At 73.2% G+C, this 23,237-nt stretch carries 15 protein-coding genes; 7 read left to right on the plus strand and 8 right to left on the minus strand.

The genetic code is table 11. The features are described 5' to 3' along the window. Positions 1-50: 50 nt before the first annotated feature. From ACFVU3_RS20630 to ACFVU3_RS20655, 6 genes are all read right to left on the minus strand, one after another. Positions 51-1,670, minus strand: coding sequence for a flavin-containing monooxygenase (locus tag ACFVU3_RS20630; protein ID WP_390068043.1), 1,620 nt, complete (start codon positions 1,668-1,670; stop codon positions 51-53). Next, on the minus strand, positions 1,667-3,229 hold the full coding sequence (locus tag ACFVU3_RS20635; protein WP_390068044.1) for a FadD3 family acyl-CoA ligase: 1,563 nt from the start codon (positions 3,227-3,229) through the stop codon (positions 1,667-1,669). Before ACFVU3_RS20635 ends, ACFVU3_RS20630 begins: the two co-directional genes overlap by 4 nt. A 197-nt stretch (positions 3,230-3,426) precedes the next feature. Further along, the gene (argG, locus tag ACFVU3_RS20640; RefSeq protein ID WP_390068046.1) at positions 3,427-4,875 is read right to left on the minus strand and encodes an argininosuccinate synthase; all 1,449 of its coding nucleotides are present in this window, start codon (positions 4,873-4,875) and stop codon (positions 3,427-3,429) included. 110 nt (positions 4,876-4,985) lie between these two features. After that, positions 4,986-8,090 carry a glycoside hydrolase family 3 N-terminal domain-containing protein gene (locus ACFVU3_RS20645; RefSeq protein WP_390068048.1) on the minus strand — a complete coding sequence of 1,035 codons (3,105 nt, stop codon included), beginning with the start codon at positions 8,088-8,090 and terminating at the stop codon, positions 4,986-4,988. Positions 8,091-8,122: 32 nt separating this feature from the next. Further along, entirely contained in the window at positions 8,123-10,039 is a 1,917-nt protein-coding gene (locus ACFVU3_RS20650; protein WP_390068050.1) for a ricin-type beta-trefoil lectin domain protein, read from the minus strand. Between the two features lie 332 nt (positions 10,040-10,371). Continuing rightward, positions 10,372-11,400, minus strand: a complete 1,029-nt coding sequence (locus ACFVU3_RS20655; protein WP_390068051.1) for an endonuclease/exonuclease/phosphatase family protein — start codon at positions 11,398-11,400, stop codon at positions 10,372-10,374. A gap of 190 nt (positions 11,401-11,590) precedes the next feature. Here ACFVU3_RS20655 and ACFVU3_RS20660 point away from each other — a divergent pair, with 190 nt between their 5' ends. Then, on the plus strand, positions 11,591-12,358 hold the full coding sequence (locus tag ACFVU3_RS20660; protein WP_390068053.1) for an NPP1 family protein: 768 nt from the start codon (positions 11,591-11,593) through the stop codon (positions 12,356-12,358). Positions 12,359-12,408: 50 nt separating this feature from the next. On the opposite strand, the gene ACFVU3_RS20665 is transcribed toward ACFVU3_RS20660, so the two are convergent. Further along, complete coding sequence (locus ACFVU3_RS20665) at positions 12,409-13,794, minus strand: ROK family protein (protein WP_390068055.1); 1,386 nt, start codon at positions 13,792-13,794, stop codon at positions 12,409-12,411. A gap of 171 nt (positions 13,795-13,965) precedes the next feature. Here ACFVU3_RS20665 and ACFVU3_RS20670 point away from each other — a divergent pair, with 171 nt between their 5' ends. The 5 genes from ACFVU3_RS20670 (at position 13,966) to ACFVU3_RS20690 (ending at position 19,744) form a co-directional block, all read left to right on the plus strand. After that, positions 13,966-15,276: an ABC transporter substrate-binding protein gene (locus tag ACFVU3_RS20670; protein WP_390068057.1), complete on the plus strand. Its 1,311-nt coding sequence runs from the start codon at positions 13,966-13,968 to the stop codon at positions 15,274-15,276. Positions 15,277-15,286: 10 nt separating this feature from the next. Further along, on the plus strand, positions 15,287-16,279 hold the full coding sequence (locus ACFVU3_RS20675; RefSeq protein WP_390068059.1) for a carbohydrate ABC transporter permease: 993 nt from the start codon (positions 15,287-15,289) through the stop codon (positions 16,277-16,279). Then, positions 16,272-17,156: a carbohydrate ABC transporter permease gene (locus ACFVU3_RS20680; RefSeq protein WP_390068061.1), complete on the plus strand. Its 885-nt coding sequence runs from the start codon at positions 16,272-16,274 to the stop codon at positions 17,154-17,156. Before ACFVU3_RS20675 ends, ACFVU3_RS20680 begins: the two co-directional genes overlap by 8 nt. A gap of 35 nt (positions 17,157-17,191) precedes the next feature. Next, positions 17,192-18,586, plus strand: a complete 1,395-nt coding sequence (locus tag ACFVU3_RS20685; RefSeq protein ID WP_390068062.1) for a GH1 family beta-glucosidase — start codon at positions 17,192-17,194, stop codon at positions 18,584-18,586. A 123-nt stretch (positions 18,587-18,709) separates the two neighbouring features. Then, positions 18,710-19,744 (plus strand): phosphotransferase family protein, encoded by a 1,035-nt coding sequence (locus tag ACFVU3_RS20690; protein WP_390068064.1) that lies wholly within the window; start codon positions 18,710-18,712, stop codon positions 19,742-19,744. Positions 19,745-19,813: 69 nt separating this feature from the next. Here the strand turns inward: ACFVU3_RS20690 and ACFVU3_RS20695 are convergent, their stop codons facing one another. Then, entirely contained in the window at positions 19,814-20,842 is a 1,029-nt protein-coding gene (locus ACFVU3_RS20695) for a LacI family DNA-binding transcriptional regulator (protein WP_390068066.1), read from the minus strand. 191 nt (positions 20,843-21,033) lie between these two features. Between ACFVU3_RS20695 and ACFVU3_RS20700 the strand changes: the two genes are divergently transcribed. Then, positions 21,034-23,226 (plus strand): discoidin domain-containing protein, encoded by a 2,193-nt coding sequence (locus ACFVU3_RS20700; RefSeq protein ID WP_390068068.1) that lies wholly within the window; start codon positions 21,034-21,036, stop codon positions 23,224-23,226. Positions 23,227-23,237: the final 11 nt, after the last annotated feature.

The following is a 23,237-nucleotide window of genomic DNA, read 5'->3' on the forward strand; positions in this document are numbered from 1 at the left end:
CGCGCCCACCGACCGGTGGGCGCGGGGGGCGCGGTCCTGTCCGGGGCGGGTCACCCCTCGATGAGGTCGAACCCCTCGTATCCCGACTCCGCCACCCCGGCGATGATCTCGCCGTACACCCCGAAGCCGCCGATGAACGGCATGAACACCCTCGGCTTCCCCGGGATGTTGGCCCCCTGGTACCAGGAGTCCGCCACCGGGAAGAGGGTGGCGGCGGCGCGGTCGCGGCACTCCGCGACCCACCGCTCGACGGCCTCCTCCCGGGCCTCGATCGCCCGGTAGCCGTGCGCGTCGAGGTGGTCCAGGCAGGCGGCGAGCCAGTCGACGTGCTGCTCGGCGCAGAGGACCACGTTGGCCATGACGGACGGGCTGCCGGCCCCCGTCAGGCTGAACAGGTTCGGGAAGCCGTCCACCCCGAGTCCCAGGTACGTCCGGGGGCCGGCCGCCCAGTCGTCCTTCAGCAGCCGCCCGCCGCGCCCCCGCACCTCGATCCGGTCGAGCGCGCCCGTCATCGCGTCGAAGCCGGTCGCGAACACCAGCGCGTCCAGCTCCACCAGGGTGCCGTCGGCCAGGACGATCCCCCGGCTCTCGATCCGCTCGACCGGATTCCCGCGCAGGCCGACCAGGTCGACGTCGGGGCGGTTGAAGGTGGCGTAGTAGTCCGAGTCCGTGACGATCCGCTTGGTGCCGATCGGATGGTCGGCGGGGACGAGCAGATCGGCCACGGCGGGGTCCTCGACGACCCCCCGGACCTTCTCCTCCCAGAACGCGCGCGCCGCGTCGTTGGCCGCCGGGTCGGTGAGCTGGTCCGGGAAGGTCTTGGAGTACAGCACCCCGCCCAGCCGCCAGCGCTCCTCGAACGCCGCCCGCCGCTCCTCCTCCGACACCTCGAAGGTCCCCGACGGGTGGGCCTGGTGCGGCGAGCCCCCGCCGCTCAGCCGCGAGAGCCGCCGCCGCTCGGCGTACCCCGCCTTCTGCCGGGCGCGGGTCTCCGCGTCGAGCGGGCGGTTGCCGGCCGGGACGCTGTAGTTGGCGCTGCGCTGGAGGACCGTCAGGTGCGCGGCCTGCCCGGCGATGAGCGGCACCGCCTGGATGCCGGAGGAGCCGGTGCCGAGGACGCCGACGCGCAGCCCGGTGAAGTCGACGCCCTCGTGCGGCCACGCCCCGGTGTGGTGGACGCTCCCGGCGAACTCCGCCGCCCCCGGTATGTCGGGCCGGTGGGCGGCGGAGAGGCAGCCGACGGCGAAGACGCAGTACCGGGCGGTCAGCGTCTCGCCGCGGTCCGTGGTGACCGTCCAGGCCAGCTCGTCCTCGTCCAGCCGGGCCGAGACGACCGAGGTCCCGAAGGAGTAGCTGCGCCGCAGGTCGAAGCGGTCGGCGACGTGCGCGAGGTAGCGCAGGATCTCGGGCTGGGTGGCGTACCGCTCGCTCCAGTCCCACTCCTGCTGGAGCTCCTCGTCGAAGGAGTAGGAGTAGTCCACGGACTCCACGTCGCAGCGGGCGCCCGGATAGCGGTTCCAGTACCAGACCCCGCCCACGTCGTCCCCGCGCTCGAAGCCGCGCACGCGGTGGCCGAGCGCGCGCAGCCGGTGCACGGCGTACAGGCCGGTGACACCGGCCCCGACCACGATCACGTCGACGTCGGTGGAGGGGGGAGTGCGGTCGTTCACGGTCGTGCTCCTCGTCCGGTGGTGGTGTGTCCCGCCAGCCGTCGCAGCGCCCCCTTGTCGACCTTGCCCGCCGCGTTGTGGGGGAGGGCCGGGAGGGGGTGGAAGGCCCGCGGGGTCTTGAAGTTGGCCAGCCGCCGGCGGGTGTAGGCGGTCAGCTCCGCGGTGTCGATCAGGGCTCCGGCCGCGGGGACGCAGTAGGCGACGCCGACCTCGCCGAGCCGTGCGTCGGGCGCGCCGACGACCGCCGCGTCCAGGACGGCCGGATGGGTCCGCAGGACCTGCTCGATCTCGGCCGGGTACACGTTGAACCCGCCGACCACGAACATGTCCTTGAGGCGGTCGGTGATCCGCAGGAACCCGCGCGCGTCGAGGACGCCGACGTCGCCGGTGCGCAGCCAGCCGTCGGCGTCCACCGCCTCGGCGGTGGCCCCGGGGTCGTCCAGGTAGCCGCGCATCACGTGGAAGCCGCGCGTCAGGATCTCGCCGGGCTCCCCGGGCGGCGCGTCGATCCGCAGCTCCGTGCCCTCCAGGGCGGTGCCGGAGGTCTGGGCCAGCGTCTCGGGGGACTCGTGCGGCGGGCAGATCGCCACCACGCCGGTCGACTCGGTCAGCCCGTACGCGGTGGAGACGTTCCGGGCGCCCAGCCCGGTCCTGATCTCCTCGATGAGCGCGGTCGGGATGTTCGCCGCGCCCGTGACCGCCATCCGCATCGCGCTCAGGTCGTACGCGGCGCGGCCGGGGTGGTGCAGGAGCGAGGTGAAGACGGTGGGCGCTCCGGTCAGCACGGAGATCCGCTCGTCCCGCATCCGGCCGAGGACCGTCTCCGCGTCGAAGACCGCCTCCGGGACGATCGTCGCCCCGTGCAGCAGACAGGCGAGGACGCCCGCCTTGTAGCCGAAGGTGTGGAAGAACGGGTTGACCAGCAGGTAGCGGTCGCCGCGCCGCAGGGTCACCGTGCGGGCCCAGGCGTCGTAGACGCGCAGGTTCTGTCCGTGCGTGGTGGGGACGCCCTTGGGCCGGCCGGTGGTCCCGGAGGTGAAGAGGACGTCGGCGGGGTCGTCGGGGCGGACGGCGGCCGACACGGCGAGCCGCCGCTCCGTCGTGACCCGGTCCGCGCCCGCCAGGAAGTCCGGCCAGTCGCCGGAGTGCAGGGCCACGGTCCTTTCCAGGAGCGGGAGTTCCTCGCCGGACTCCGCGAGCAGCGCGCGGTAGTCGGTGCCCAGGAAGTCGTGCTCGGTGAAGAGCAGCCTGGTGCGGGAACGCCGCAGGATGTCGGCGGCCTCGGCCGCCCGGTAGCGGGTGTTCACCGGGACGAGGACGGCCCCGGCGGCCACCGCGCCGAGCGCGGCCACCACCCACCGGGCGCTGTTCGGCGCCCAGACGGCGACCGCGTCGCCGGGCCGCACCCCCTGGGCGATCAGCGCGCGCGCCGTCGCGTCGACGCGGTCGCGCAGCTCCCGGAAGGTCCAGCGGTCCCCGCCGAAGACGAGGGCCTCCTCGTCGCCGTACGTCTCGGCGGCCCAGTCCGCGAGCCGGGCCAGTGTCTCAGCGCCCCTCATGATCCGTCACGACCTCCTTGCGGGCCCGTCCCGTGCGGGGCGCGGGCGTGGATCCACGACGGAGGGAGCCTCGCAGGGAGGGGCGGCCGGGCGCAGGAGCGGTTTCCCGCTCACCGGGAAGGCGCCGTGAGAAGCGCGGGAACGACGGAGGAGGGGCGGCTTCCGCCGCCCCTCCTCGGATCGTCCGGTGCGTCCGGCTAGTCGGTGCCGGTCTCCATGGCGGCGCGGTCCAGCGCCGTTTCCTCGGTGTCGGGGGTCTCGCCGCGGGAGGCGATGGCCTCGGCGCCGCCCTCGGGCATCGAGCCGATGAGACCGGTGGCGGCGGCCTGCGCGGCACCGATGGCGGGGCTGCCGGAGCCGATGAGGCCGATGCCGGCGTACTGCTCCAGCTTGGCGCGGGAGTCGGCGATGTCGAGGTTCCGCATGGTCAGCTGGCCGATCCGGTCCAGCGGGCCGAAGGCGGAGTCCTCGGTGCGCTCCATGGACAGCTTGTCCGGGTGGTAGCTGAAGGCCGGGCCGGTGGTGTCGAGGAGCGAGTAGTCCTCGCCGCGCCGCAGCCGCAGGGTGACCTCGCCGGTGACGGCGGCGCCGACCCAGCGCTGGAGCGACTCGCGGATCATCAGCGCCTGCGGGTCCAACCAGCGGCCCTCGTACATGAGGCGGCCGAGCCGGCGGCCCTCGTTGTGGTACTGGGCGAGCGTGTCCTCGTTGTGGATCGCGTTGACGAGGCGCTCGTAGGCGGCGTGCAGCAGCGCCATGCCAGGGGCCTCGTAGATGCCGCGGCTCTTGGCCTCGATGATCCGGTTCTCGATCTGGTCGGACATGCCCAGGCCGTGGCGGCCGCCGATGGCGTTGGCCTCCATGACCAGGTCGACGGCGGAGGCGAACTCCTTGCCGTTGATGGTGACGGGGCGGCCCTGCTCGAAGCCGATCGTCACGTCCTCGGGGGCGATCTCGACCGACGGGTCCCAGAACCGCACGCCCATGATCGGGTCGACGGTCTCGATGCCGGTGTCCAGGTGCTCCAGGGTCTTCGCCTCGTGGGTGGCGCCCCAGATGTTGGCGTCGGTGGAGTACGCCTTCTCGGTGGAGTCCCGGTAGGGGAGGTCGTGGGCGACGAGCCACTCCGACATCTCCTTGCGGCCGCCGAGCTCGGTGACGAAGTCGGCGTCGAGCCACGGCTTGTAGATCCGCAGGTGCGGGTTGGCCAGCAGGCCGTAGCGGTAGAACCGCTCGATGTCGTTGCCCTTGAAGGTCGAGCCGTCGCCCCAGATCTGGACGTCGTCCTCCAGCATCGCCCGCACCAGGAGGGTGCCGGTGACGGCGCGGCCCAGCGGGGTGGTGTTGAAGTAGGCCCGGCCGCCCGAGCGGATGTGGAAGGCGCCGCAGGTGAGCGCGGCCAGCCCCTCCTCGACCAGCGCGGCGCGGCAGTCGACCAGACGGGCCACCTCGGCGCCGTAGGTCTGGGCGCGCCCGGGCACCGAGGCGATGTCGGGCTCGTCGTACTGGCCGATGTCGGCGGTGTACGTGCAGGGGACCGCGCCCTTGTCACGCATCCACGCGACCGCGACGGAGGTGTCGAGACCACCGGAGAAGGCGATGCCGACGCGCTCGCCGACGGGAAGGGAGGTGAGAACCTTGGACATGGCAATAGTATGCATCAATCTGCATGGCTATGCAACGCCATGCTTCGGTGCGACCGGACGGGCCCGGTGGACCGGCCTCCCGCGAGGCGCCGGTCCACCGGGCCCCGCACTCAGCCGGCCGCGCGGTAGGCCGCGGTCAGCCTCGCCACCGCGCCCGCCGGATCACCGGAGAGCAGCCGGTGGTCGGCCTCGGCGAAGGGCTTCGCCACCGCCTCCGTGACCCGCTGCCCGATGCGATCCTGCACCAGCAGCCGGGCCCGGGCCACCAGACGCCGCGCCTCGGGTGAATCGCCCCGGCCGGCCGCCTGGAGCACCCGGGCCGTGAGCCCGAGCGCCTTCAGCGTCGTCTCCCCGCCCTTCGGCGCGGCCGTCAGGGTGGTGAGCCCCCAGCCGTACGGGTACTGCGGGTCGTACGAGGAGTCGCCCACGTTCACCGGCAGCTGCGCCTCCGACCGGGGCCAGGTCACCGGCAGCTGCCCGGTGAACGGCACCCGCCCGTAGAGCACGTCGGCGATGCCGTCGCCCTCCGTGCCCGGCAGCCAGGACGCCACCAGGGCGTCGATCCCCTGCAGCCGGTCGCCGATCAGCTGGGGCCGGCCGGAGACCACGAGGACCGCGCACGGCATCGCCGCGCACACCCGGTCCACCGCCGCCCGGTCGGCGGCGCTCAGCTCCAGGTCGTGCCCGTTGCCGACGTCCCCGACGCCCTCCGCGTACGGGGTCTCGCCGACCACCACGACCCCGGCGTCGTACCCCTCCACCGGAGCGGAGGCGTCCTTGGACCAGGTCAGCCCGGGAGTGACCTTCCGCATCCCGTCGAGGATCGTGGTGCCGGTGGTCCGCTTCCCGGAGGAGCCCTGCCAGCTGATGGTCCAGCCGCCGGTCTGGTTGCCCAGGTCGTCGGCGTTGGACCCGGCGACGTAGACCTTCTGCGACGCCTTCAGCGGCAGCACCCCGCCGTCGTTCTTCAGCAGCACCTGGGAGGCGGCGGCGGCCTCGCGGGCCACCGCCCGGTGCTCGGCCGAGCCGACCGACGGCAGGTGGGTGGTGTCCGCGTACGGCTTCTCGAAGAGGCCGAGCCGGAACTTCTGGGTGAGGATCCGCGCCACGGCGTCGTCGATCCGGGCGGCCGGGATCCGGCCGGCCGCCGCCTCGGCCACCAGGGTCCGGGTGAACTCCTGGTAGTTCGTCGGCACCATGATCATGTCGAGACCCGCGTTGACCGAGGTCCGCACGTCGCTCGCGTAGTCGCCGGGGATCTGGTCGATGGCCTGCCAGTCGCTGACGACGAAGCCCTCGAAGCCCATCCGGTCCTTCAGCACGCCGTTGATCATCTCGGCGTTGGCGTGCATCTTCACCGGCCCCCGGTCGTCGCCGATGACGTCGAGCGAGGAGTACGAGGGCATGACCGTGCCGGCGCCGCGCTCCACCGCCTCCGCGAACGGCGCCAGGTGCACCGCCTCCAGCTCCTCGCGGGTGACCTCGGTGACGCCCTGGTCGATCGTGTACGAGCCGGTCGTGGACGAGCCGAACGTCGTGCCGCCGTCGCCCACGAAGTGCTTGGCGCTGGTCAGCACCTTGTCGTTGCGGTCCAGATCGCGCCCGTCGGCCGCGCCCTGCATCCCGTTGATGACGGTCTCCATCGCGGTCACCAGCGCCGGGTCCTCGCCGAACGCCTCGTACGACCGGCCCCACCGCTCGTCCCGCGTCACGCACAGGCACGGGGCGAAGTCCCAGGGGACGCCGGTCGCCCGCACCTCCTTGGCGGTGACCGCGCCGGTCCGCGCGGCGAGCGCCGGGTCGCGGGAGGCGCCGATGCCGATGTTGTGCGGCATGATCGTGGCCCCGGCGACGTTGTTGTGCCCGTGCACCGCGTCCACGCCGTAGACCAGCGGGACCTGGAGGCGGGTCGCCCGGGTGCGCAGCTGGTAGCCGTCGATCATCCGGGCCCACGCCTCCGGCGTGTTGGGCGTCGGGACCGAGCCGCCGCCGGAGAGCAGCGAGCCCAGCGCGTACCCGGCGATGTCCCCGGGCGCGCGCAGCGCGTTCCGCTCGGCCTGGGTCATCTGCCCGGCCTTCTCCTCCGGGGTCATCCGCGCCAGCAGGTCGGCGACCCGCCGCTTCACCGGAAGGCGCGCGTCGAGATACGGCAGCCCGTGCGCGTCCACCACGACGACCGGCTGTTCGGCGGGTGCCTTCGCGCCCTCGACGGTCAGCTCGACCGGGATCGTCTCGGCCACCTCGCCGGAACGGTCCTTCAGCGTCTCGACGGTGATCGAGCGGGTGGTACCGGAGGGCGTCCCGGCCGGGAAGACGAGGCTGCCGGCCACCGGCCGGTAGTCCTGCCCGGCCCGGGCGGGGCCGTCGTCCTTCGTCGCGTAGGCGACGGTGACGGGCTGGTCCGTCGGCACCGCGCCCGTGGTGTTCACCGTGACGTCGATCCGGGCGGCGGCGCCCTCCGCCACCGGATGCACGGCGGCCCCCGTGACGACCTGCGTGGTCAGCGCCGGGTCGGCCCTGCCGTACAGCTCGACCCCGTCGAGCGCGAAGGAGCCCGGCGCGCCCGTGGGCAGCGTCAGCGCGTACCCCCACATCCGGTCGAGGCCGAGGATCTGGTCGATGCCGCCCACCGGCTGGTAGTCGGGGCGGTACTGGAAGGAGGAGAAGGGGAGTTCGACGAGGTGCCAGCCCTCCCAGTCGTCGGTGAAGGACGTCGTCCACAGCTCGGACGCCTCGCCGTTCGCGCCGCCGTCCTTCAGCTCGAAGTTGATCCGCCTGCCCGAACCGGGTGGCAGCGGCGCGGTGTTCTGTCCGTACCACCAGAACCGGACGCCCTGGTGGGCGGTCCAGTCCTGCGCGGGCCGGTCGAAGGCGAAGTCGTGGGTGAATCCGCCCCAGCCGCCGATGTCGTAGCGGCCTTCGAGGACCTTGGCCCCCTCGGGGGCGTCGGCCCGCTCGGCCAGCGCGAGCGTGGGGTGGTCGTCGGCGTCGCTGCCCCAGGTGAAGATCCCCTCGGCGGGCGGGTTCGCGAAGGGCACCTCCCCCTCGAAGCGGTCGACGGCCCGGGGTGCCGGGTCGTCGTCGGCGCCGGGCGCGGCGGCGCTCGGCGCGGCTCCGGCGAGCAGGGTGGCGAGGACCGCCGAGACGGCGGTGGCGGCGGTGGCGGCGAGGGCGCGACTGCGCCCTCCGCGCCGGTGGTGCGGGTGGTGCGGCATGCGGTCTCCTGAGGACGGGGGTGGGGCGGCGGTCAGGACGGCTGGTGGGTCCACTTCTGGTTGGCCGCGCCGGTGCAGGTCCAGATCTGTGCCCGGGTGCCGTCGGCCGGGGAGTTGCCCGTCACGTCCAGGCACTTGTCGGCGGCCACGTTGACCACGTCATGGGTGGCGGCGTCGTACGTCCACCGCTGGGCGCCGGTTCCGTTGCAGGTGTACAGCTGCGCCTTGGTGCCGTCGGCGACCGCGCCGCCCGTGGCGTCGAGGCACTTGCCGAGGGCGCGGACGCTGCCGTCGGCGGCGAGCGTCCACCGCTGGGCGGCCGTGCCGTTGCAGGTGTGGAGCTGGACGGCGGTGCCGTCGGCGCTCGACGCCCCGGCCACGTCGAGGCACTTGCCGGCGAGCCCCGTCAGCGCGCCGCCGGGTGCCCCGCCGCCGGGCGTCCCGGCCCAGGTGAAGGTGGCGGTGGTGCGGGCGGGCAGGCTGTACGTGAAGGACTGGCCGCCCCAGTCGACGCGGACCGACTGCGCGGAGCCGCCCCGGTTGTGCGCGATGAGCGCCTTGGTGCCGTCGGGGTTGCGCCAGGCCACGTTCTGCACGGTCGCGTTGTCGGTGGAGGCGATCCGGTACGCGCCCGGCTTCACGAACTTGGTGAGGTGACCGGTCGTGTAGTACTCGACGGTGTAGTCGACCTGTCCCGCCCGGGGGCCGCCCTCCTGCACGGTGATCAGACCGGTGCAGGTGCCGCAGCCGCCGTTGTGCGGCCCCATCGACTGGTTGAGCGCGAGGCTCCACTTCACCAGGCTGCCGCTCCAGTTGCGGGCGTAGGACACGATGTCCTTCAGGTCCTCGTCGTGCTGGTTCCCGATCCAGGTGCCGCCGGAGTGCTCGGTGCTGAACTGCCGAACCGACGGGTACTGGTCGTGGACCTGGCTGCCGACGGCGGGGTCGCCGAAGTAGCCGTGCCAGGCGATGCCGCCGAAGAGCGGGTCGTTGCGGACGCCCGCGTCGCCGAGGACGCCGGCGCCGAAGTTCGCGTAGTCGCCGTAGTTCCAGTCGTGGACCAGGACCTTGGTGGTGATGCCGGCGGCGCGGAAGGCGGGGTAGAGGTGGTTCTTGGTGAACTCGGCCAGGCCGGACGGGTTCCAGCTCATGCCGGGGTAGTTCATCGCCGTGGGGTTGCCGGCCTGGCAGCAGTTCGGCTCGTTCTGCACCGAGAGGTAGTCGACCTTGATCCCCGCCGCCTGGTAGCTCTGGACGTACTTGACCAGATACTGGGCGTAGGTGGGGTAGTGCTCCCACTTCAGCCAGCCCATCTGGTCCATCCGGCCGTTGTCCTTCATCCAGCCGGGTGCGCTCCACGGCACGCCCTTGACCCGCAGGGCCGGGTTGAGCTGCTTCGCCTGCCCGGTCAGCAGCCGCACGTTCGTGTCGTAGCCGTTGGCGCCGAAGTCGCCGAGGTCGCAGCAGGTGTCGTCGAGGGAGACGTTCCCCGGGCGGGAGAGGTCCGAGGCGCCGATGGGGTTGCGGACGAAGGAGAGTCCGATGCCCTCGGTCGGGGAGAAGAGCCTGCGCATCACCTCGTCGCGGGTGGCGGCGCTGATCGCCCCGCCGCGCAGGAGGTGGGCGGTGGTGTCGGTGATGCTGGCGCCGCCGCCCTCGAACTGCTGGTAGGTGGTGGACTCGTCGACGGTGATGGTGTGGCTCGCGGTGCCGCCGGCGGGGCCGAAGGCGAGCGGGGCCTGCGGGGCGAGTCCCCGGGTGACGGTTCGGCCTCCGGCGTCGGAGGTGGTGGTGAGCCAGACGTCCACCCGCTCGCCGGCGGCCTGCGCGGTGGTGGGCGCGGTGAGGACCAGGCCGGTCGCCACGAGGGCTCCGGTGAGGAGCGCGGCGAGGGAGCGGGGGCGTGAGCGCGTCCCGTGCCGCGCACCCCGCAGAAGATTGAGCTGCACCTGACAACCCTTTCGTCGAGGGCGTACCGCAGTGCCGTACGAACCCGGCCCGCCCGGGCCCGTACGCGTCCCGCAAGACGGCAAGCCTTTTATCAAGCTGTGAACTTATGGAGGCGCCGAGCCCCCGTCAACCCCTCCCGCCTCCAACTCCCGAAGCTGCCGCCCCCCGGTGCGGCGCTCTCGACGGGCCACGGCCCGCGGTGTGTTCGGGAGGTGACGGTGGCCGATCCGCGGCGCCCGTCCGCGCCCGCCCGCGCGGAACCGGGGGCGGCGGCCCCTCGCCGTCGGCGGGGCCCGGATCCCCGGAGGCGCGCGGGTCTGCGGCCGAGGGTCTACGGGGCGGCGTCGAGCGCGACCCGGGCCAGCACCGGGAGGTGGTCGCTCCCCGTGGGCGGCAGGGTGCGGAGGGCGGGCACGCGCGCGCCGCGCGCGAGCACCTGGTCGATGCGGGCGACGGGGAGGGCGGCCGGGTAGCTCAGGGCGAGGCCCCGGTCGGGGGCGGCGAGGCGCGAGGTCAGCGGGGCCAGGCCGCGGTCGTCGACGGTGCCGTTGAGGTCGCCGGCCAGGATCACCCGGCCGGACGGCTCCTCCGCCAGGATCCGGCCGAGGCGGGCGGCGCTCTCGTCGCGCCGGGCGGAGGCCAGCCCGCCGGGCCCGAGCCGGACGGACGGCAGGTGGACGACGTACGCCGTCACCTCCCCGTACGGTGTGCGCACATCGGCCCGCAGCGCCCGCTGCCACGGCTCCGTGACGTCCCGCGGCTTGATGTCGAGGGCGCGGGCGGCGCCGAGCGGGTGGCGGGACCAGAGGCCGACCGTGCCCCGCACGACGTGGTGCGGATAGCGGGGCGCCAGCTCCCGGCGGTAGGCGGCCGACGCCGGATCGACCAGCTCCTGGAGGGCGATCAGGTCGGCGCCGGCGGCGGCCAGCGCGCGGGCCGTCCCGGCCGGATCGGCGTTGTCGTCGGCGACGTTGTGCTGCACCACCGTGAGCTCGCGGGCCCCGGGCGCCGTCGCGGGCAGCAGCAGCGGGCCGAAGCCGACGGCCCAGACCAGGGCCGGGAGGAGCAGGGCGGCGAGGGCGACGGGCGCGCGCCGCACCGCCGCGCAGAGGAGCAGCAGCACGGTGAGGGGACCGAGCCAGAACAGGAGGCTCTCCAGCAGACTGCCCAGCCGCCCCGGGGTGTTCGGGACGAACCGGTGCAGCGCGAGCAGCGCCGCCACCGCCACGCCGAGGCCGGCGAGCAGCCGTCCGCGCCGGCTCCCGCCGTCGGGCGTGCGCCGGTTCCCGCCGTCCGGCGTGCGCCGGATCCGGAGCGGCCGGCGCGCGCCCGGTCTCCCTTCCCGTCCTTGCACGGTCATCCGTCCTTCCCTCCGCCTTCTCCCGGTCTTCCCCCGTCCTCCCTGATCAGGACGGTACCCGCCGGCCGGTGGTTGCCGGCCGTTTGCGGCCTGCTTGGAATGGGCATGTCAGCGCGCGGTCGTCCGTGCCGTCCGACCCTCGGCACGACCCCCGTACCCCCACCCCCTCGACCCCCTCAGGGAGCCGGAGTTGAAGACCACGCGCCGCGTCACGAAGGGAGCCGCCGTCCTCGGCAGCGCCCTCGCGCTCCTCCTCGCCTTCCCGACCGCGGCACTCGCCGCCCCGCCCGCCGCGCTCCCGGCGAACGCGGACGCCCTGGAGCAGACCTACCAGCCCGCCTACGACTACGACACCGACGGCTGCTACCCGACCCCCGCGATCGGCCCGGACGGCACCCTCAACGGAGGGCTCAAGCCGGGCGGCACGGTCAGCGGCGAATGCCGGGACTCCTGGGACCTCGCCAACACCAACGGCTACGCCCGCGCGCTGTGCAACAACGGCTGGTGCGCGGTCCTCTACGGCCTGTACTTCGAGAAGGACCAGGCCGTCTGGGGCAGCGGGCTGGGCGGCCACCGGCACGACTGGGAGCACGTCGTCGTCTGGATCCAGAACGGGCAGGCGCAGTACGTCTCCACCTCGAACCACGGCTCCTTCACCGTCCACGCCCGGGACCGGATCCGCTGGGACGGCACCCACCCGAAGGTCGTCTACCACAAGGACGGCATCGGGACCCACTGCTTCCGCGCCGCCAACGCCAACGACGAGCCGCCGGAGAACCACCGGGGCACCTGGCAGTACCCCGCCCTCGTCGGCTGGAACGGCTACCCGGCCGGTCTCCGCGAGAAGCTCGCTCAGGCCGACTTCGGCAGCGCCCACTTCGGGCTGAAGGACGGCAGCTTCGCCGGCCACCTGGCCGAGGCGAAGCCGGCCGGGATCCCCTTCGACCCGTACGCGTAGCCCGCGCGGGCCCCTTCGGCCCGCACGCGGGCCCGGCGCGGGGCCGGGGCTCAGGTGGAGACCCGGTCCCGCAGCGCCGTCTGCCAGGCGGGCGCCGGGATGCTCGGCGCCCGCTCGGGGCGGCGCCCGCCCTGGGCGAAGAAGTCGACCAGCGGAAGGAGCCCGGCCCCGACCGTGACCGCCTCGGGCCCGAGCGTGCCGAGGGCGATCTCCGTACGGCCGCCGGGGTGGCGGAGCGCGTACGCCCGGGCGTACGCCGCCACGGAGGCGAGGAAGCGGCTCCCGAGCTGGAGCCCGGCCCAGCCGCCGACGAGGATCCGCTCCGGCTGGAAGAGGTTGATCAGGTCGGCGAGCCCGGCGCCGAGGTACTCGGCGGTCTCGTCGAGGACGGCGACCGCCGCCGCGTCCGGCGCCGGTCCGGCAGGACCGCCGCCGTGGGACGGCGCGACCGCCGCGCCGCCGGCCACCGTCCCGGCCGGCGCGGTCCCGGGAGGCCCCGCGGCCGCCGGGTACGCCGCGGTGAGCATCGCCGTCAGCGCCGTCTCCTCGTCGGCCCCGGCCGGCGGCTCGCCGCCCGCCTCCCGCCACCGTTCGAGCAGCGCCTCGGCGCCCGCGTACGCCTCCAGGCAGCCCTGGGCGCCGCAGCGGCAGCGGCGGCCCCGCACCCGCACCGTCAGATGGCCCCACTCCAGCGCCCGGCCGGGCCCCAGGGGGTCCGTCACCACGCACGCGCCGACGCCGGAGCCGAAGAGCACCACCACGGCGCTGCGGGCGCCGCGTCCCGCGCCGAACCACATCTCGGCCTGGCCGAGGGTCTTGGCGCCGTTCTCGATCCGGTAGGGGACCTCCGGCGGCAGCTCGACCGTCTCGCGGAGCAGCCGCTCCAGCGGCACCGCGTCCCAGCCGATCGTCTGGCCGTGCACCACCGCCCCGTCCTCCGGGGTCCGCTCGACGATGCCGGGGACGCCGATCCCGACGCCGAGCAGCCGCTCCGCGGACACCCTGGCCGTGCTCAGCACCTCGGCGATGCCGTCCCGGAGGTGGTCCACGACCACCGCCACCTCGTACCGCGCGGTCCTCGGCCCCGACGGCGCCAGCGGGCGCTCGGTGCGGGCCAGCTCGGTGAGCGCGAGGTCGAACAGCTCGATCCGGACCCGGGTCTCGCCGATGTCCACGCCGATCATGCAGCCGCTGCCCGGCGCGATCCGCAGCAGGGTGCGCGGCCGGCCGCCCGCGGAGTCGACGCTGCCGGCCTCCTCGACGAGCCCCTCGGTGACCAGTTCCGCGACCACGTTGCTGATCGATCCCGAGGAGAGCCCGGTCGCGGGGCCCAGCATGAGCCGGCTCATCGGGCCGTCGAAATAGAGCCTCCGCAGAACCGCCGTCCGGTTCTCGCGCCGCAGGTCGCGCACCGTGCGGCCACTCTTCGCGTGCACTCTCGTCCCCGTCCGTCGTAGTCGTCGGCTGCAACATACCCGCACGACAAGCCTTGACGCGACCTTCTCATGGGGTTTAACTCACATCCTAAATTAAGCCGATGCGGCGGTGGGCGGTCCGGGCGCTCCCCCTGTCGGTCCTCCCGCCTTCCCTGAAAGGGACCAGGAGCCATGCGCAGAATCAGAGCCGCCGTCACGGGTGCCGTCACCCTCTCCCTCGTCCTCACCGCGACCGCCTGTGGCGGCGGCGGAGAGGACGGCGGCGGCCAGGCGAAGAAGACCCTCACCTACTGGGCGACCAACCAGGGCTCCAGCCTGGAGGTCGACAAGAAGGTCCTCCAGCCCGAACTGGACGAGTTCGAGCGCCGCACCGGCATCAAGGTCCAGCTGGAGGTGATCCCGTGGTCCGACCTGCTCAACCGGATCCTCACCGCCACCACCTCCGGCCAGGGCCCGGACGTCCTCAACATCGGCAACACCTGGAGCGCCTCCCTCCAGGCCACCGGCGCCCTGCTGCCCTGGGACGCGAAGAACTTCGAGGCCATCGGCGGCAAGGACCGCTTCGTCGACTCGGCCCTCGGCTCCACCGGCGCCCCCGGCCAGGACCCGGCCGCCGTCCCGCTCTACTCGATGGCCTACGCCCTCTACTACAACAAGCAGATGTTCAAGGACGCCGGCATAGCCAAGCCGCCGACGACCTGGGACGAGGTCGCCGCCGCCGGCAAGAAGCTCAGCAAGGACGGCAAGTGGGGCATCGGGGTCGAGGGCTCCAACCTGTCCAACAACATCCACCAGGTCTTCGTCCTCGGCAAGCAGCACGGCGCCGACTTCTTCACCGCCGACGGCAAGCCCGACTTCACCTCCGACGGCGCCGTGGCCGCCGTCAAGCAGTACGTCGACCTCATGGCCGCCGAGAAGATCGTCGCCCCCGGCAACGCCGAGTACGCCCAGAACCAGTCCCTGAGCGACTTCGCCAAGGACAAGACCGGCATGGTCCTCTGGCAGACGCCGTCCCAGACCTTCGCCTCCCAGGGCATGTCCGAGGACGAGTGGGGCGTCGTCCCCGCCCCCGTGCCCTCCGGCAAGCCGGGCCCCGGCACCGCCACCAACTCGATGGTCGCCGGCATCAACATGGCCGTCTTCAAGAACACCAAGAACCTCGACGGCGCCCTGAAGTTCGTGAAGTACATGACCAGCGACGAGGAGCAGATCGCCCTCAACAAGACCTACGGTTCCGTGCCGCCGGTCAAGAACGCCCAGAAGGACGCCGCCTTCTCCGGCCCGTCCCTCGCCGTCATCCGCGACACCCTCGCCTCCAGCGCCGCCGCCCTCCCGCAGGTCCCGGAGGAGTCCCAGTTCGAGACCGTCGTCGGCACCGCCGTCAAGGAGCTGTTCGCCGACGCCGCCGCCGGCCGGCCCGTCACCACCGAGTCCGTCAAGGCCAAGCTCGACAAGGCCCAGCAGCAGATGCCGAAGAAGTAGGCACCGCCCCATGACCCAGACCGCCGTCACCCCCGCACGGGAGCCGGCGGTGCGCAAGGCCACACCCGGAGGGGCGCGCACCGCACGCCGCTCCGGGCGTCGCCGTCTCGCACTGCCCTACATGCTGCTCCTGCCCGCCCTGCTCCTCGAACTCCTCGTCCACCTCGTGCCGATGCTCATGGGCATCGCCATGAGCTTCAAGGAGCTCACCCAGTTCTACATCCGCGACTGGGCGGCCGCCCCCTGGTCGGGACTCGACAACTTCTCGGTCTCGCTCGACTTCGACGCGGCCGTCGGACAGTCGCTCCTGAAGTCCTTCCTGACCACCTGTCAGTTCACTCTGCTCTCCGTCGGGCTGTGCTGGCTCCTCGGCACGGCCGCCGCGGTCCTCCTCCAGGAGAACTTCCGCGGCCGGGGGATCCTGCGGACCCTCTTCCTGGTCCCGTACGCCCTGCCCGTCTACGCGGCCGTCATCACCTGGGCGTTCATGTTCCAGCGCGACAACGGCGTCATCAACCACGTCCTCCACGACCAGCTCGGCATCGGCGACAGCCCCGCCTTCTGGCTCATCGGGGACAACAGCTTCTGGGCCTTGCTCGCCGTCTCCGTCTGGAAGGGCTGGCCCTTCGCCTTCCTCACCGTGATGGCCGGCCTCCAGAACATCCCCCGGGAGATGTACGAGGCCGCGTCCCTCGACGGCGCCGGCGTCTGGAAGCAGATCCGGCACATCACCCTGCCGTCCCTGCGCTCCGTCAACCAGGTCCTCGTCCTCGTCCTCTTCCTGTGGACCTTCAACGACTTCAACACGCCGTTCGTCCTCTTCGGAGAGGCGGCACCGGAAGCCGCGGACCTCATCTCGCTCCACATCTACCAGTCGTCCTTCCAGACGTGGAACTTCGGCACCGGCTCGGCCATGTCCGTGCTCCTGCTGCTCTTCCTGCTCCTCGTCACGGGCGTCTACCTCCTGCTCACCACCCGCGGAAGGAAGACCTCCGATGTCTGACGCCGCCCACGCGCGCGCGGCCCGGCCGCGCTCCCCGATGGCCCCGCCGCGCTCCTTCCTCTGGACCCGGCGGATCGTCCTCACCCTCCTCACCGGCTTCGTCCTGCTGCCGGTGTACGTGATGATCTCCAGCTCCCTGAAGCCGCTGGAGGACGTGTCGGGCACGTTCGAGTGGATCCCGTCCGCGCTCACCGTGGCTCCCTACTTCGACATCTGGGAGACGGTCCCGCTCGCCGACTACTTCGTGAACTCGATCGTCGTCGCGGGCGGAGCCACGGTCCTGTCGGTGATCGTCGCGATCTTCGCCGCCTACGCGGTCAGCCGCTACACCTTCCGCGGCAAGCGGGTCTTCACCGTCACCGTCCTGTCGACGCAGATGTTCCCCGGCATCCTCTTCCTGCTGCCGCTCTTCCTCATCTACGTCAACCTCGGCAACGCCACCGGCATCGCCCTGTTCGGCTCCCGCGAGGGCCTGATCCTCACCTATCTGACCTTCTCGCTGCCGTTCTCCATCTGGATGCTCACCGGCTACTTCGACTCGATCCCGCGCGAGCTGGACGAGGCGGCCAAGGTCGACGGCTGCGGACCGATCAAGGCGCTGTTCCGGGTGATCGTGCCCGCCGCCCGGCCCGGCATCGTCGCCGTCGCGATCTACGCCTTCATGACGGCCTGGGGCGAGGTCCTCTTCGCCTCCGTCATGACCAACGACACCACCCGCACGCTCGCCGTCGGCCTCCAGGGCTACGCCACCCTGAACGACGTCTACTGGAACCAGGTGATGGCCGCCTCCCTCGTGGTGAGCGTCCCCGTCGTCGTCGGGTTCCTCCTCCTCCAGCGCTATCTCGTCGCCGGCCTCACCGCGGGTGCGGTCAAGTGACGCCCTACTCTCCACCGAATCCGAAGAGGTACCCCGTGTCCGTCCCCGTCTCCGCCCCCGCCCCCGAGAGCGCCGCCGCCCCGCAGCCCGACCTGGCGGCCTTCCCGCCCTCCTTCGCCTGGGGCACGGCGACCTCCGCGTACCAGATCGAGGGCGCCGTCGCCGAGGACGGCCGCGCCCCTTCCATCTGGGACACCTTCTCCCGCGTCCCCGGCGCGATCGACAACGGCGACCACGGCGACACGGCCTGCGACCACTACCACCGCTGGCCCGAGGACATCGCCCTGATGAAGGAGCTCGGCACCGACGCCTACCGGATGTCGATCGCCTGGCCCCGGATCGTCCCCGGCGGCGACGGACCCGTCAACGCCGCCGGACTCGACTTCTACGACCGGCTCGTCGACGGCCTCCTCGACGCCGGCATCACCCCGTCCGTCACCCTCTACCACTGGGACCTGCCGCAGGCCCTCCAGGACCGGGGCGGCTGGACCTCCCGCGAGACCGCCGAGCACCTCGCCGCCTACGCCTCCGTCGTCGCCGAGCGCCTCGGCGACCGCGTCACCCGCTGGGCCACCCTCAACGAACCCCTCTGCTCCGCCTGGATCGGCCACCTGGAGGGCCGGATGGCCCCGGGCCTCACCGACCTGACGGCCGCCGTCCGCGCCTCGTACCACCTGCTCCTCGGGCACGGCCTCTCCACCGCGGCGATCCGCGCGGCCGTCCCCGGCGCCCGCGTCGGCCTCGTCACCAACCACTCCACCGTGGAGGCGGCCTCCAGCCGCCCCGAGGACGTCGCCGCCGCCCGCCGCATGGACGGCCACAGCAACCGCTGGTGGCTCGACCCGGTGTACGGCCGCGGCTTCCCCGCCGACATGCGCGAGCTGTACGGGGTCGAACTCCCCGAGAAGCCGGGCGACCTGGAGACGATCGCCGCCCCGCTCGACTGGCACGGCCTCAACTACTACTTCCCGGTCACCGTCGCCGACGACCCCGAGGGCCCCGTCCCGTACGCCCGCGAGGTCCGCCTCCCCGACGTGCCCCGCACCGGCATGGACTGGCAGATCGAGGCCGCCGGCCTGGAGAGCCTGCTGCTGCGGCTCACCGAGGAGTACGGCGTCCGCGAGCTCTACGTCACCGAGAACGGCTCCGCCTTCCCCGACGCCGTCGGCCCCGACGGCGCCGTCCACGACCCCGACCGCACCCGCTACCTGGAGCAGCACCTCGCCGCCTGCGCGAGCGCCGTCCGCAAGGGCGCCCCGCTCGCCGGCTACTACGCCTGGTCGCTCCTGGACAACTTCGAGTGGGCGTACGGCTACGACAAGCGCTTCGGCCTCGTCCACGTCGACTACGCCACCCAGCGGCGGACCGTGAAGACCAGCGGCCGGCGGTACGCGGAGCTGATCCGCGCCCACCGGGAGCTGCGCGGCTGACGGACCGACGCCCTCGACCGCGCGGGAGGCCGCCCCTACCGTCAGGGGGGCGGCCCTCCGCGCCCCGGCGGGAGGAGGGGGCCGCCCGCCTCCTCCCCCCGCCGTCCACGGACCAGGAGACCCATGTCCGGCCCCGCCCCCACCCCGCCCGCGGTCCCTCGTCCGGGGCACGACCCCGGCGACGTCGCCGCACGCCTGCGCCGCGTCCTCGGACCGGTGGGCCTCGTCCGGAGCACCCCGCTCGGCGGGGGCCTCTCCAACGCGGCCGTCCTGGCCGAACTCGACGACGGCAGGCGCCTGGTCCTCAAGACCGCCCCGCGGGCGACCGCGCCCGCCCTCACCCACGAGCGGGACCTCCTGGGCACCGAGGCGCTCTTCCACCGCCTCGCCGCCCCGGCCGGGGTCCGCGTCCCCACCGTGCTGCACCACGAGCCGCCCGGTGCCGGCACCCCCGCCGAGTGGCTGCTCCTCACCCACCTCGACGGCATCACCTGGGACGCCGCCCGCGCCGGACTCACCCCGGGCGACAGCGCGGCGCTCCGCCGCGAGCTGGGCGCGAGCCTGGCCCGGGTCGCGTCCGTGACCGGCCCCGCGTACGGCTATCCGCGCCCCGCCCCGCGGCTCACCGCGCCCGACTGGCCCGGCGCGTTCACGGCCATGCTCCGCGCCGTCCTCGCCGACGCGGACCGGTTCGGGGTCGCCCTGCCCGTTCCCGCCGCGCGGCTCGCGGCCCTGCCGGACCGGTTCCGGCACCGGCTCGCCGAGGTCGCCCGTCCCGCCCTCGTCCACTTCGACGCCTGGGCGGGCAACATCGTCCTGGACCGGACCGGCACCGGAGCGTGGCGCCTGGGCGGCCTCATCGACGGGGAACGCGCCTTCTTCGGCGACCCCCTGGCGGAGTTCGTCGGGCTCGACCCGCTGGGCGAGGCCGAGGAGGACGCCGACCTGACAGCCGGCTACCGCTCCGTCGCGCCCTCCCTGACCGTGGACGCCGGCGCCCGCGCGAGGCTCGCCCTCTACCGGATCTACCTCGCGCTCGTGATGCGGGTGGAGTCCGTCCCGCGCGGCTACGAGGGGGAGTTCGCCTCCTGGCTCGACAGTTGGTCCGCCGAGCGGATCGCGGCCCAGGCCGCCGTGCTGGACGCCCTGGAGGGGTGAGGCGGCCCCAGGGCCGGCTCCGGAGCCCGGCTCCGGAGGGATGGGACGACGGCTCCGGAGCGCCCGGGGTCAGGCGGACGCGCGGACGACCAGGACCGGTTCGAAGAGCTTCGAACCGGTCTCCGGCGCGTCCGCGTCCCGGGCGTCCAGCCGGTCCAGGAGCAGGCCGGCCGCGGCCGCCGCCATGGCCTCGACCGGCTGCCGCACGGTCGTGAGCGCGGGCTCGACCTCCCGGGCGGTGGCCGCGTCGTCGAAACCGATCACCGCCACCCGTCCGGGCACGTCGAGGCCCCGCTCCGCGAGGTGGCGGACGGCGCCCCGGGCCATCAGGTCGTTGGCGGCGAACACCGCGTCGACGTCCGGGTGCCGTGCCAGCAGCCGGGCCATCGCGTCCCGGCCGCTCTCCTCGGTGAACCGGCCGCGCTCGACCGGCACGTCGGCGACCCCGCGCGCGGCGAGGGCCGCCGTGAAGCCGTCGAGCCGCTCGCGCGCGGTCGGCGCCGACGCCGGCGCGGCGATGGTCGCGGGGCGCCGCCGCCCGGTCGCCCACAGGTGTTCGGCCGCGAGCCGGGCGCCCGCGGTGTTGTCCAGGTCGACCCAGTCGCAGCGGACCCCGTCCCGGGGGCGCCCGAAGAGCGCCGTCGGCAGTCCGGCCGCGCGGAGCATGCCCGGCAGCGGGTCGTCCTCGTCGAGCGGCACCACGACGGCCCCGTCGCCGCCGCCGCGCCGCAGGTACTCGACGAGCTGGAGGCGGGCCGGCTCGGACTCGGCGACCAGCAGCACCGGCTGCACCGCGCGCTCGCGCAGTACCGGCAGGACGCCGTCGAGCACCCGCCCGAAGAAGGGGTCGGAGAAGAGCCGGGCGGTGAAGGAGCCGCCGGTGGCGGAGAGGACGAGGGCGACCGCGCCGGTGCGCCGGGTGACCAGCGAGCGGGCCGCCTGGTTGGGCGCGTAGCCGGTCCGGGCGACGGCGGCGCGGACGGCCTCCTGGATCTCCGGAGCCACGTTCCGCACGCCGTTGACCACGCGGGACACCGTCGCGCGTGACACCCCCGCCTCGCGTGCGACGTCCTCCAGGGTCGGACCTCGATTCCCCATCCACGCACTTTATCGGTGCGCCGTGTCCGGTGGGTGGGGTCGCCGGCCGAGTCCGCCCCGGGAGGTCGATCGATGCTTAATGCAAGTCAAAAGAAAAGTCGTGTCACATGGCTTGACCGTCCACTCCGCCCGCGTGCAAGGTTTCGGAGAGCGCTCTCCCATGTGTCCGTCACGTATCACCGAGGAGACCCATGTCCTCCGTAGGGTCCCCGCCGGCTCGCCGGCGCCCCGCCTCCCCACTCCGCCGCTCCATGGTCGGCGCCCTCGTCGCCTCCCTGGCCGGCACCCTGCTCGCGGTGGTCCCCACCACCACGGCCCAGGCCGCCGAAACCCTGCTCTCCCAGGGAAAGACGGCCACCGCCTCCACCCTCGAAGGGGCCGTCTTCCCGGCCTCCGCCGCCGTCGACGGCGACCTCGGCACCCGCTGGGCCAGCCAGTGGCAGGACCCCCAGTGGCTCCAGGTCGACCTCGGCGCCAGCCGGCAGCTCAGCAGGGCCGTCCTCACCTGGGAGGCGGCCTACGGCAAGAGCTACGAGATCCAGGCGTCCGACAACGGCACCGACTGGCGCACCGTCACCGCCGTCTCCGCCGGCGACGGCGGCACCGACGAGGTCACCCTCTCCGGCTCCGGCCGCTACGTCCGCATGAACGGCCTCACCCGGGCCACCGGATACGGCTACTCCCTCTGGGAGTTCCAGGTGTACGGCACCACCGACACCACCGGCCCGACGCTGCCCGGCGGCGGCGACCTCGGCCCCAACGTGCACGTCTTCGACCCGTCCACGCCCGGCATCCAGGCCAAGCTGGACCAGGTCTTCCAGGAGCAGGAGTCGGCCCAGTTCGGCAGCGGCCGGCACGCCTTCCTCTTCAAGCCCGGCACGTACAACGGCCTCAACGCCCAGATCGGCTTCTACACCCAGATCGCCGGCCTCGGCCTGCGCCCCGGCGACACCACCATCAACGGTGACGTGACCGTCGACGCCGGCTGGTTCAACGGCAACGCCACCCAGAACTTCTGGCGCGGCGCCGAGGGCCTCACCCTCAACCCGGTCAACGGCACCAACCGCTGGGCCGTCTCGCAGGCGTCCTCCTTCCGCCGCATGCACGTCAAGGGCGGCCTCAACCTCGCGCCGAACGGCTACGGCTGGGCCAGCGGCGGCTACATCGCCGACTCCAAGATCGACGGCCAGGTCGGGAACTACTCCCAGCAGCAGTGGTACACCCGGGAGAGCTCCATCGGCGGCTGGTCCAACAGCGTCTGGAACCAGACCTTCTCCGGCGTCGAGGGCGCTCCGGCCACCTCCTTCCCCGAGCCCCGCTACACCACGCTCGACACCACGCCGATCTCCCGTGAGAAGCCCTACCTGTACCTCGACGGCAACGAGTACAAGGTGTTCGCCCCCGCCAAGCGCGTCAACGCCCGCGGCACCAGCTGGGCCAACGGCACGCCGCAGGGCGAGTCGATCCCGCTGAACCAGTTCTACGTGGTCAAGCCGGGCGCGACCGCCGCCACGATCAACGCGGCACTCGCCCAGGGCCTGCACCTGCTGTTCACGCCGGGCGTCTACCACGTCGACCGGACCATCGACGTGAACCGCGCCAACACCATCGTGCTCGGCCTCGGCCTCGCCACGATCATCCCGGACAACGGCGTCACCGCGATGAAGGTCGCCGACGTCGACGGCGTCCGCCTCGCCGGCTTCCTGATCGACGCCGGCCCGGTCAACTCCGCGACCCTCCTGGAGCTCGGCCCGCAGAACTCCTCCGCGGACCACGCCGCCAACCCCACCACCGTGCAGGACGTCTACATCCGCATAGGCGGCGCCGGCGCCGGCAAGGCCACCACCAGCATGGTCGTGAACAGCGACGACACCATCATCGACCACACCTGGGTCTGGCGCGCCGACCACGGCGAGGGCTGGGGCTGGGAGACCAACCGGGCCGACTACGGCGTCCGCGTCAACGGCGACGACGTGCTCGCCACCGGTCTGTTCGTCGAGCACTTCAACAAGTACGACGTCGAGTGGTACGGCGAGCGCGGACGCACGATCTTCTACCAGAACGAGAAGGCGTACGACGCTCCCAACCAGGCCGCCATCCAGAACGGCGCGACGAAGGGGTACGCCGCCTACCGGGTCGACGACTCCGTGAACACCCACGAGGCATGGGGCCTCGGCAGCTACTGCAACTACAACGTGGATCCGACGATCGTCCAGGACCACGGCTTCAAGGCACCCGTCAAGCCGGGCGTGAAGTTCCACAGCCTCCTGGTGGTCTCCCTCGGCGGCATGGGCCACTACAACCACGTCATCAACGACACCGGGGCGTCCACCATCCCCGCCGGCACCTCCACCGTGCCGTCCACCGTCGTCAGCTTCCCGTGACGACGCGCCGG

This window comes from Streptomyces sp. NPDC058052 (genome assembly GCF_042885515.1).
Lineage (GTDB): Bacteria > Actinomycetota > Actinomycetes > Streptomycetales > Streptomycetaceae > Streptomyces.